The following is an 11857-nucleotide window of genomic DNA, read 5'->3' as shown; positions in this document are numbered from 1 at the left end:
AGGGGTTTACCGTGGACGCCATGTCGACCGGTGAATTGCTGTGCGGCCGGTACGCGGTGCGGGGGGTGCTGGGCCGGGGCGGCATGGCGGTGGTCCGCGACGGATGGGACGGCCGGTTGGGGCGGGCCGTCGCCGTCAAGTCGCTGCACCCGCAGTTGGTCGGCGATGCCGAGAGCCGGCGCCGCTTCGCCCACGAGGCGCGCGCGGCCGCCGCGCTGAGCCACCCCAACATCGTCGCCGTCCACGACAGCGGCGAGCACGCCGGCGTCCCGTTCATCGTCATGGAACGCCTGCCCGGCACCACCCTGGCCGACCTCATCGCCCGCGGCCCGCTCCCCCAGGACCGGGTGCGCGCCATCCTGGCCGAGGTGCTGGCCGCGCTCGCCACCGCGCACGCGGCCGGCATCGTGCACCGCGACGTCAAACCCGGCAACATCCTGTTCACCGCGTCGGGCCGGGTGAAGGTGGCCGACTTCGGCATCGCCAAGACCGTGGGCACCGATCACACCGTCGCGGGCCAGGTGCTCGGCACCGTCGCCTACCTCAGCCCCGACCGGTTGCTGGGGACGCCGGCGACGCCGTCGGACGACGTGTACGCCGTCGGGGTCGTCGGCTACGAGGCGCTCACCGGCCGCCGGCCCTTCCCCCAGGACACCCTGGGATCGCTGTCGCGCGCGATCATGACCGAGCGCCCGCCCGCACTGCGCGGTGACGTCGACCCCGCGACGGCGGCGGTCATCGAGCGGGCGATGGCGCCGCGGGCCGACTGGCGCTTCGCCGACGCCGAGGAGATGCGGGCCGCGCTGACCGAACCCAGCCCGGCGCCACCGCGGTCGCCGACCCTGGTCATGACCTCCGTGCCCCCACGCCGCAACCGTAGGTTCGCGCTGCTGGGTGCGGGTCTGCTGGCCGTGATCGTCGCGGCCGCGGCGCTCATCTCCGACGTGTCGGACACCCCGACGCCCTCGACCCCGACGCCCTCGACCCCGACGCCCGATCCGTTCGCGACCACCGTGGCGCCGTCGGTCACCCCGAGCCCGCTCACGCCGACGATCACCGCCATCACCCCCGCCACGCCGTCGGTCGCCAACCCGCCCCGCAAGCACGGCCACGGCCACGCGCGCGGCGGCGAGGGATGAGCGAGCACGTCACGTTCGGGTAAGAAGATCGTGGCCCCGCAGTCGGTACCGTTGGCGGCATGGCCCAAACGGCGCTGTCCCCCCACGTCAACGACACCCCGACGCGTCCCGGCGCCCTGCCCGGCATCGCTGCGGCGGCGATCGCCGTCGGGGTGGGCGCACTCGTCGCCGTCCCGTTCGGCCCGGCCGCCGACGCCCGCAGCGCGGTCGGCTCCGCCGTCATCGACCTGACCCCCGGCCCGGTCAAGGAATGGGCCATCCAGACCTTCGGCACCAACGACAAACTGTTCCTGACGGTCATGGTGCTGGTCGTCATCGCCGTCGTCGCCGCCGTCGCCGGGCAGTGGGAACGCACGCGCGTGCCGGTGGGCAGCGTGGTGATCGCCCTGGCCGCGGTCGCGGGCTGCGCCGCCGTGCTGTCCCGGCCGGACGCGTCGCTCGTCGACGTGGTTCCGACGCTAGTGGGGGCCGTGTGCGGCATCGCGGTGCTGCGCTTCCTCACCTCCCGGCGCGTGCTGCGGCCGCGCGCCGCGGCCGACGCCGCCACCGAAACCACCGTCGATCAGCCCGCCGACGCGGGCCGACGGTCCTCGCTGGCCGCCCTGGGGTTCGTCGGCATCGGCGTCGTCGGTGGGGTCGTCGGTGCGGCACTGACGCGGCGCCTGCACTCGGTGTCCGGGGACCGCGCCGCGTTCGCGCCGCCGACCGTCGCCCGGCCGCTCCCGCCGCCGCCCCCCGACGTGCAGCCGGCCGGCGTCGCCCTGCCCAGCTACGTCACGTCCGCGAAGGACTTCTACCGGATCGACACGGCGCTGAGCGTGCCGCAGCTCAGCCGGGCCGACTGGGCGCTCAAGGTGCACGGCATGGTCGACCGCGAGATCACCTACCGCTTCGGCGATCTGGCGAAGTTCGCACCCGTCGAGAAGATGGTGACGCTCACCTGCGTGTCGAACCCGGTGGGCGGCAACCTCATCTCGAACGGGGTGTGGTCGGGCTACCGGGTGCGCGACCTGCTGGCCGCGGCGGGCGTGCACCCCGACGCCGACATGGTGCTGTCGACCTCCGTCGACGGCTTCACGGCGGGCACACCCGTGGAGGCCCTCACCGACGGCCGCGACGCGCTCCTCGCGATCACCCTCGACGGGCAACCCCTGCCCGTCGAGCACGGCTACCCGGCGCGCCTGGTGGTACCCGGCCTGTACGGCTACGTCTCGGCGACCAAGTGGGTCACCGATCTCGAGCTCACCCGCTTCGACCGCGCCCAGGCCTACTGGACGGGGCTCGGCTGGTCGGCCAAGGGCCCCATCAAGACCGAGTCGCGCATCGACGTCCCCCGCAGCGGTCAGGTCGTGCCGAAGGGTGCGGTGCGGTTCGGCGGCGTGGCGTGGGCGCAACCCCGCGGCATCCGCGCCGTCGAGGTGCGCATCGACGACGGCCCCTGGTTGCCTGCGCAGCTGGGCGGCAGCTTCAGCAACGACGCTTGGCGACTGTGGAGTTTCGACTGGCAGGCCGTGCAGCCCGGCCAGCACCGCATCACCGTGCGGGCCACCGACAACACCGGGGCGGTGCAGACCGCCGACGAGGCCGACGTGATGCCCGACGGCGCCACCGGCTACCACACGGTGTCGTTCTCGGTGGCGTGACGATTCAGGTTGGCTTGACGGTTCAGAGCACCCCGGCGCCCTGCGCGACGAACGCCAACCCCACCAGGGTCAGGATGGCGACGACGATCAGCTGCCGGTAGCCGGCGACCCAGTCGTGCAGGCGGCGCAGGGCCGCCTGCGTCCCCGCGGGTGCGAGCAGATTGCTGATCAACACGATCTCGACCAGCGCGAGGCTCGTCAGGATGAAGACGACGGCGGCCCCGAGCTGGGCGCCGAACATGGCTCCGGACGCCAGGATCGTCGCCAGGGAGACCATGACCAGCGACGGGTTGGGGCCCGCCCAGAACCCGATCGCCAACGCCACCCACAGCGCTCCGCCCTCCCAGGCGTGATGGGCGCGGGCCAGCAGCCGCTGAACCAGCGAGGCGCCCTCCGCTGGCGCCTCCCGACCGCGCTGCAGCAACCGCGACACCGGAGAGGCGTCGGGCTGCGCCCCGGCCGACACGCTGGCGCGCCGACGGGCCACGGCGCGCACCGCGACGAGCGCCGCGAGGGCGAGGATCACGACGCCCAGCCCGATCTCGACGTACCGGACGGCGGCGCTGGCGGTGGTCGCGGGATTGGACAGGTCGCGGACGAACGGCGCGAACGCCGGGGTGTAGTGCAGCACCAGCAGCGGCGCGAGCAGCAGCAGACAACTCGCGCTGACGCAGCCAATCCAGTAGACGAGCAGGTTCTGCGCCGGGCGGGGTCGCGACACCAGGAGCAGGGCGACGCCGAGACGCACCGGGTCCAGGGCGATGGGCAGGGCCAACGCCGCCACCGAACTCCACATCGCGATCTACCGTACCCCGCCCGGCGATCCGACAAGTACCGAAAGTCGTTGCGCCACAGCCACAGTCACGCGTCCAGCCGGTCGAACCGGCCGTGCCGGTAGTACTCCACGCACGACGACCGCCTGACCTTGCCGCTCGTCGTGATCGGTATCGCGCCCGGCGGCACCAGCACCAGATCGGCGATGCTGAGCCCGTGCGCGGCGAACACCGCGGTCGCGACGTCGCGGCGCAGGTTCGCGAGCGCCTCGGCGCTCTCCTGCTCCGACGCGCCCCGCTTCTTCTGCTCGACGATGGCCACCAGCTTCTCGGTGTGCCCGTCGGCGATCGAGATGGCCGCGACGCGACCGTGGGTGATCTCCTGGATCGTCGCCTCGATGTCGTCGGGAGAGTGGTTGCGCCCGTGGACGATCAACAGGTCCTTGATGCGCCCGACGATGAAGAGCTCGCCCTCGGCGACGAAGCCGAGGTCTCCAGTGCGCAGCCAGGGCCCGGCCGGGGTGCCGTCGGTGGCCTCGGCGAGCACGCCCCCGAACGTGCTCTCGGACTTCTCGGCCTGCCCCCAATAGCCCAGGGCGACGTTGCCGCCGTGCACCCAGATCTCCCCGGTCGTGCCGGCGGGACGCTCGATCCGGGTCTGCGGGTCCACGATGCGGACGAGCGGCGCCTCGGGCACGCCGTAGCTGACCAGCGGCGTGCCGCGCCCACCGGCCAGGGGTTCGGCGTGGCCCTCGGACAGCTTCTCGGCGTCGAAGTGCACCACCTTCGGTGGCTCGCCGGGGGCGCGGGTCGCCACGTACACCGTCGCCTCCGCCAGGCCGTAGGACGGCCGGATCGCCGACTCGCGCAGGTTGAAGCGGGCAAACCGCTGGGTGAAGCGCCGCAGGGTGGCCGGGTGGACCCGTTCGCTGCCGGTGACGATCGTGAGCACGTCGCCGAGGTCGAGGCCCGCCATGTCCTCGTCGGTGGTCTTGCGGGCCGCCACTTCGAACGCGAAGTTCGGCCCCGCGGTGTAGACGTGCCCGTGGCTGGCCATCAGCTGCATCCAGCGCGCGGGCCGCTGCAGGAACGCCACCGGGCTGGTCAGCACCGTGCGCAGTCCGAGGATGACCGGCGCGCACACCCCGAGCAGCAGCCCCATGTCGTGGTAGAAGGGCAGCCACGACAGGATCGTGGTGTCCGGTGGCGGCATGCGGCCGCGGTCGGAGAAGTAGCCCGACATCAACTGTTCGAAGTTCGCCTGCACGTTGGCGTGCGACATCATCACCCCGGCGGGCTCGCGGGTCGAGCCCGACGTGTACTGCAGGTAGGCCGTGGCGTCGGCGGCCGTCTCGCCGTCCGCGCGGTAGCGGGCGGTGCGGCTCGAGCGATCGACCTCGATCAGCGTGGTGCCGCGGTCGGTACCGAGACGCCCGGCGACGGCGTCCGCGGCGGCGGACGTCGTCAGGACGGCCGTGGGCGAGGCGTCGCGCAGCACCAGGTCGACCCGTTCGTCGGCCACCCCGCCCAGTGGCACCGACAGCGGCACCGCGATGCGATCGGCCAGCAGGGCGCCCAGGAAGGCGACCAGGTAGTCCAGCCCCTGCGGCGCCAGGATCACGGCGCGGTCGCCCGGTGCCCCCGCGCCGGAGAGGTCGACGGCGACACCGCAGGCCCGCTGGTAGAGCTGCGCCCAGGTGAGCGACTCGGCGTCGCCGTCCCACGCGTGGTCGTAGTCGAGGTAGGTGACCGCGATGTCGTCGGGTTGCAAACTGGCCCGCTCACGCAGGACCGACGGGATGGAAGCCTCAATCACGTTCGCCACCCTACTGTCACGGCACCGGTGCGAGCGCGCTGGAAGCGCCGTCCGCCCCATCGGCGGCGCAGCCCGCTCCGGCTTAGCTACCGTGGTCTACGGTGGTCGCCGGACGTGGTGTCGCACGCACACTCTCGACACGCGGCACCGGCACGAATCGTTAACTTGCTACGAGTTTCCTGGGGGTTCAGTGGTTGCCTTCGATGCCGTCGACGGTCCGGCTCAACCGGCGGGCAGAAGTTTGCCAGGAGTGAGTGGGCAAGAGGTGACGCCCGTCGCCGTCATCGGCATGGCGTGTCGGCTTCCCGGCGGCATCGACTCCCCCGAGGCGCTGTGGGAGGCCCTCGCGGGCGGTGCCGATCTGGTCACCGAGGTGCCCGCGGACCGCTGGGACGCCGACGACCTCTACGACCCCGAACCCGGCCTGCCGGGCCGCTCGATCGGCAAGTGGGGCGCGTTCCTCGACGACGTCGCCGGCTTCGACCACGAGTTCTTCGGCATCAACGAGCGCGAGGCGCAATCGCTGGACCCCCAGCACCGGCTACTGCTGGAGACGTCGTGGGAAGCACTCGACCACGCCGGGGTCACGTCGTCCGCGGTCGCCGGGACGCCGACCGGCGTGTACGTCGGCCTGACCCACGTCGACTACCAGCTGCTCGGCTCCCAGTCACCGGACATGTCGGGCCCCTACGGATTTCAGGGCAATGCCATGGGCATGGCCTCGGGCCGGATCGCGCACGCCCTCGGGGCGCACGGTCCCGCCATCACCGTCGACACCGCGTGCTCGTCGAGCCTGCTCGCCGTCCACATGGCGTGCCGCAGTCTGCACGACGGCGAGAGCGACCTGGCCCTGGCCGGCGGCGCGTACGTGATGCTCGAACCCCGCAAGTTCGCGGCGGCCTCGGCCCAGAACATGCTGTCCCCCACCGGCCGCTGCCGCGCCTTCGACGCCGCGGCCGACGGGTTCGTCTCCGGGGAGGCCGCCGCCATGGTGCTGCTCAAGCGGCTGCCCGACGCGCTGCGCGACGGCGACCGGGTGCTGGCCGTCGTGCGCGGCACCGCCGCGAACCAGGACGGCAGGACCGTGCACATCGGGACCCCGTCCGCGCCCGCGCAGCACGCGGTGTACCGCAGAGCGCTGGCGGTCGCCGGCGTCGAGCCGGGCACGGTCGGCATGGTGGAGGCGCACGGCCCCGGCACGCCGATCGGTGACCCCGTCGAGTACGCGAGCCTCGCCGAGGTCTACGGCGTCGAGGTCCCCTGCGCGCTGGCCTCGGCCAAGACCAACTTCGGCCACACCCAGTCCGCCGCCGGGGTGCTCGGGCTGATGAAGACCGTCCTGTCGCTGGAGCACGGCGTCGTGCCGCCGAACCTGCACTTCACCCGGCTGCCCGACGAACTGGCCGCGATCGACACGAAACTCTTCGTGCCGCAAGCACTTTCGCCCTGGACCACCAATGGCGGTCAGCCGAGGCGCGCCGCGGTGTCGGCCTACGGGCTGTCGGGCACCAACGTGCACGGCGTGCTCGAGCAGGCCCCCGGCGACGCCGCCACGGCGCCGTCGGACCGGGCGGGCGACGGCGCACCGCTGCTGTTCGCCCTGTCGGCGACGTCGCCGCAGGAGCTGCGCCGCACGGCCGCCCGGCTGGCCGACTGGGTCGGCGCCCACGACGACGTCGCTCTGCCCGACCTGGCGTACACGCTGGCGCGGCGGCGGACGCACCGATCGGTGCGCACCACGGTCGTCGCGCGCGACCGAACCCAGCTGACGGCCGCACTGGACGAGGCCGCGGCGGGTGACACCGCGACCTACGAGGCCGTGCCGGGGCACGACGACCGGGGCCCGGTCTGGGTCTTCTCGGGCCAGGGGTCGCAGTGGGCCGGTATGGGCGCGGAGTTGCTGGCGAACGACGCCGTGTTCGCCAGCACCGTCGCGGAGGCCGAACCGGTGATCCTGCGCGAGTGCGGTTTCTCGGTGCGCGAGGCGCTGTCGGCGCCCGACGCGGTGACCGGTCAGGACCGCATCCAACCCACGCTGTTCACCATGCAGGTCGCACTGGCGGCCACGCTTCGGGCGCACGGCGTGCGACCCGCTGCGGTCATCGGACACTCCGTGGGCGAGGCCGCCGCGGCCGTGGTCGCCGGGGCGCTGTCGCTGCAGGACGGCCTCCGCGTGGTCTGCCGCCGCGCGATGCTGATGTCGCGCATCGCCGGCGCCGGCGCGACGGCCTCGGTGCACCTGCCGGCTCAGCAGGTGCTCTCGGAGCTGGCGGTCCGCGGTAGGAACGACGTCGTCGTCGCCGTGGTGCCCGCACCGGAGCAGACGGTGATCGCCGGGGCCGCGGAGACCGTGCGCGAACTGGTCGCGGCATGGGAGGAGCGCGGTGTCGCGGCCCGCGAGGTCCCCACCGACGTCGCCTTCCACTCGCCACAGGTCGACCCGATCGTCGCCGAGCTCACCGCGGCACTCGCCGACCTCGCGCCGCGCACGCCGACCATTCCGTTCTACTCGGCGACGTCCTACGACCCGCGCGACGAGCCGGTGTGCGATGCCCGCTACTGGGCGTCGAACATGCGCCGGATGGTCCGGTTCGCGGCCGCCGTGCGCGCGGCGCTGGAGGACGGCCACCGGGTGTTCGCCGAACTCGCGCCACACCCCGTGCTCACCCACGCCATCACGCAGACCGCGAACAGCCTCGACACCCCGGTGGCCGCGTTGGCGACGCTGCGCCGAGGCCAGCGGCTCGGGGGCGGGGTGCTCGACGTGGTCGGCGACATGCACTGTGCCGGAGCGGCAGTCGACTTCTCCGTGCTCTACCCACGGGGCCGGCTCGTCGACGCGCCGCTGCCGACCTGGACCCACCGGCGCCTGTGGCTCGGCGACGACGCGTCGACGGACCGCCGCGCCGGGCACACCGTGGCCGTACACCCCCTGCTCGGGGCACACGTACGCGTGCCCGCCGAGCCCGAGCAGCACCTATGGGAGGCCGAACTGGGCCTCGCCACCCACCCGTGGCTGGACGACCACCACGTCCACGACGTGCCCGTCTTCCCGGGCGCCGGGTACTGCGAGATGGCGCTCGCGGCGGCAGGCACCCTGTTCGGGGCGGCCGCCGAGGTGGCCGAGCTCCACTTCGAGCAGGCCCTGCTGCTCGACGACCGCGGCACGGTCGGCGCCGCCGCCACGCACGACGCGCCCGGCGTGTTCGCCTTCGCCGTCACGAGCCCCCAGCAGGGTGAGCAGGTGCGCCACGCCGCGGCCGTCCTGCGAGCGGCCGAGGACACCCCGCCGCAGGCCCGCGACGTCACCGCCCTGCTGGCCGCGCACCCCGTCCGCCGCGACGGGTCGGAAGTGCGAGAGCGCTTGGGCGACAACGGCCTTCGCTACGGTCCGGCCTTCAGCGCGCTGGTCGCCGTGCACGCGGGCCGCGACGGGACGGACACCGTGGTGGCCGAACTGGCCCCCAACGGAACCGTCCGCGCCGAGCTGTCCGGGTACGGCGTGCACCCGGCGGTCCTCGACGCGTGCTTCCAGGCGATCGCCGCCCACCCCGCCGTCGTGGTCGCCGCCGGGGACGCCATGGCCCTGCCCACCGGGATCCGCCGGCTGCGCGCCTACGACTCGGCCCGCAATGCGCGCTACTGCCGCGCCCGCGTCACCGGCATCGACGCCACCGGGATCGACGCCGACCTCGAGGTGCTCGACCAGCGCGGCGCGGTGCTGATCGACGTCCGGGGGCTGCGCCTGACGACCGGCGACCAGCGCGACCGGGTGCTCGACGAGCGGCTGCTGGGCGTCGAATGGCGGGAGTGCCCGCTGCCCGACCGACCCGAGATCGACCCGGGCACATGGCTTCTCGTCGGCTCCCCCGACGACGACACCGTGGCCGCCGAGCTCAGTCGGGCACTGACCGACCAGGGCGGGCGCTGCGTGACGGCCGCGCGGGCGCGCGACCACCTGCTGGGCGACCTGACCGGCGTCGTGGTGGTGCTCCCCGCGCCGGACGGCGACACCCCCGGCGAGGAGACCGCGCGAGTGGGTCGCCAGGTGGTCACCGATCTGGTGCACGTGGCCCGCGAGGTGGCCGCGTCGGCGGGCGACGCGCCGCGGCTCTACGTCGTCACTCGCGGCGCGCAGGCGGTGCTCGACGGCGAGCGGCCCAACCTGGCGCAGGCCGGGGTGCGCGGACTGCTCAGGGTCGTCGGCAACGAGCATCCGGAGCTCGGCGTGACCCACGTCGACGTCGACGACGCCGCCGGGGTCGGCGCCCTGGTGGCGGCGCAGCTGCTCGTCGGGTCGGAGGAGGACGAGTGCGCCTGGCGGGACGGCCGGTGGTACACCGCGCGGCTGGCCCGCCTGCCGCTGGGCCCGGAGGACCGACACACCGCGGCCGTCGACGGGGACCAGCACGGCGTACGCCTGCGCGTCCGCACTCCCGGTGACCTCGGCACGCTGGAAGTGGTTTCCCACCAACGGGTTTCACCGGGTCCGGGGCAGATCGAAGTGGCGGTGCACGCGTCGAGTGTGAACTTCGCCGACGTCCTCGTCGCCTTCGGTCGCTACCCCGCCTTCGAGGGGCAACTGCCGCAGCTCGGTGCCGACTTCGCCGGCGTGGTCACCGCCATCGGTCCCGGCGTCACCGATCACGCGGTCGGCGACCGCGTCGGAGGGCTGTGCGCCGACGGCTGCTGGGGCACCTACCTCACGTGCGCGGCCGGGCTGGCGGTGCCGATCCCCGCCGGACTGTCCGACGCCGACGCGGCCGCCATGACCACCGCACACGCCACCGCCTACTACGGTCTGCACGACCTCGCCCACCTCACGTCCGACGACAGGGTGCTGATCCACTCCGCGACGGGCGGGGTCGGGCAGGCGGCGATCGCCATCGCGCGGGCCGCGGGCGCAGAGATCTTCGCCACCGCGGGCAGCGAGTCCCGTCGACAGTCGTTGCGCGACATGGGCATCGACCACGTCTACGATTCCAGGACCCTGGACTTCGCCACCCAGATCCGTGACGACACGCAGGGGTACGGCGTCGACGTCGTGCTCAACTCGGTCACCGGTCCCGCGCAGCGGGCCAGCCTCGAACTGCTGACCTTCGGCGGCCGGTTCGTCGAGATCGGCAAACGCGACATCTACGGCGACACCCGCCTCGGGCTCTTCCCGTTCCGCCGGAATCTGACGTTCCACGCCGTCGACCTCGGGCTGCTGGCGCACAGCCACCCCGATCGCTTCCGGCGGCTGCTCGCGACGGTGTACCAACTCGTCGCCGACGGCGCACTGCCCGCTCCGCCCACCACGCACTACCCGCTCGCCGACGCCGTCACCGCGATCAGGGCGATGAGCAACGCCGAGCACACCGGCAAGCTGGTGCTGGACGTCACGGCCACCGGCGCCACCCGCGCGGTCGTGCCACCCGCGCAGGTGCGCCCGTTCCGCGGCGACGGGGCGTACGTCGTGACGGGCGGACTCGGCGGCCTCGGGCTGTACCTGGCCGGGCGGATGGCCGACGCGGGAGCGGGGCGGCTGGTGCTGTCGTCGCGCACGCCGCCGAGCGACGAGGCGCTCGCTACGATCGAGGCCATCCGTGCGACCGGCGCCGACGTCGTCGTCGAGTGTGGCGACGTCACCCACCCCGACACCGCACGGCGGCTGGTCGGCGCGGCGACCGCCACCGGGCTGCCCGTGCGCGGCGTGCTGCACGCCGCCGCCGTCATCGAGGACGCCGTCCTGGCCAACCTGACCGACGACGTCGTCGAAAGGGATTGGGCGCCCAAGGCATACGGCGCCTGGCACCTGCACGCCGCGACCGCCGCCGAACCACTGGACTGGTTCTGCGCGTTCTCCTCGGCCGCCGCCCTCGTCGGCGCCCCGGGCCAGGGCGCCTACGCGGCGGCCAACGGCTGGCTCGACGCGTTCACGCGGTGGCGTCGGACCGAGGGGTTGCCCGCCACCGCGATCGCATGGGGCGCGTGGGCAGACGTCGGGCGGGGCACCGCCCTCGCGGCGGGCGCCGAGGCGGCCATCGCGCCGGACGAGGGTTTCCGCGCGTTCGAGACGCTCCTGCGCCACGACCGCGCCTACTGGGCGTACACCCCGGTCACGGGCAGCCCGTGGCTGACGGCCTTCGCCCAGCGCACGCCGTTCGCCGAGGCGCTGCGCGAGCGTCGAAGGTCAACGGGCGCAAGCCAATTGAGGTCAGAACTCGACGCCCTGCCGCGCGACGAGTGGCCGCTGCGGCTGCGGCGGATGCTCTCGGAGCACGTCAACGTCATCGTGCGTCGCAGCATCGATCCGGACCGCCCGCTGCCGGAATGCGGCATCGACTCACTCGGCGCGCTCGAGCTGTGCACGCGCGTCGAGGCCGAGACCGGGGTGCGGGTGCGGGCGACCCAGATCACCACCATCCGCGAGCTGGCCGATCTGCTGTGCGAGAAGCTGGCGCCCGCGGAGGCGAGCCCGACCCCCTCGGCGTAGGCCCGGGC

General features: G+C 73.6%; 5 protein-coding genes. 3 read left to right on the top strand and 2 right to left on the bottom strand.

What is annotated here, in order from left to right; genetic code table 11:
* Positions 1-20 precede the first annotated feature (20 nt).
* Positions 21-1139 carry a serine/threonine-protein kinase gene (locus tag G6N60_RS12020; protein ID WP_163737077.1) on the top strand — a complete coding sequence of 373 codons (1119 nt, stop codon included), beginning with the start codon at positions 21-23 and terminating at the stop codon, positions 1137-1139.
* 59 nt (positions 1140-1198) lie between these two features.
* The gene (locus tag G6N60_RS12015; protein WP_163737074.1) at positions 1199-2782 is read left to right on the top strand and encodes a molybdopterin-dependent oxidoreductase; all 1584 of its coding nucleotides are present in this window, start codon (positions 1199-1201) and stop codon (positions 2780-2782) included.
* A 22-nt stretch (positions 2783-2804) separates the two neighbouring features.
* On the opposite strand, the gene G6N60_RS12010 is transcribed toward G6N60_RS12015, so the two are convergent.
* Positions 2805-3578 carry a GAP family protein gene (locus G6N60_RS12010; protein ID WP_163737071.1) on the bottom strand — a complete coding sequence of 258 codons (774 nt, stop codon included), beginning with the start codon at positions 3576-3578 and terminating at the stop codon, positions 2805-2807.
* A gap of 65 nt (positions 3579-3643) precedes the next feature.
* On the bottom strand, positions 3644-5371 hold the full coding sequence (locus G6N60_RS12005) for an AMP-binding protein (RefSeq protein ID WP_163737068.1): 1728 nt from the start codon (positions 5369-5371) through the stop codon (positions 3644-3646).
* A 250-nt stretch (positions 5372-5621) separates the two neighbouring features.
* On the opposite strand from G6N60_RS12005, the gene pks2 reads away from it, so the two are divergent.
* Positions 5622-11849, top strand: a complete 6228-nt coding sequence (gene pks2, locus G6N60_RS12000) for a sulfolipid-1 biosynthesis phthioceranic/hydroxyphthioceranic acid synthase (protein WP_263992666.1) — start codon at positions 5622-5624, stop codon at positions 11847-11849.
* The last annotated feature ends 8 nt before the right edge of the window (positions 11850-11857 follow it).

Source organism: Mycolicibacterium madagascariense (assembly GCF_010729665.1).
GTDB classification, from domain to species: Bacteria; Actinomycetota; Actinomycetes; order Mycobacteriales; family Mycobacteriaceae; genus Mycobacterium; species Mycobacterium madagascariense.
Note: the sequence above shows the minus strand (reverse complement) of the source record. Positions and strands in the feature narration are given on the sequence as shown.

What these genes read in the sequence shown, in the direction of transcription:
- G6N60_RS12020 (WP_163737077.1), top strand. Translation starts at nt 21, where the DNA reads ATGTCGACCGGTGAATTGCTGTGCGGCCGGTACGCGGTGCGGGGGGTG.
- G6N60_RS12015 (WP_163737074.1), top strand. Translation starts at nt 1,199, where the DNA reads ATGGCCCAAACGGCGCTGTCCCCCCACGTCAACGACACCCCGACGCGT.
- G6N60_RS12010 (WP_163737071.1), bottom strand. Translation starts at nt 3,578, where the DNA reads ATGTGGAGTTCGGTGGCGGCGTTGGCCCTGCCCATCGCCCTGGACCCG.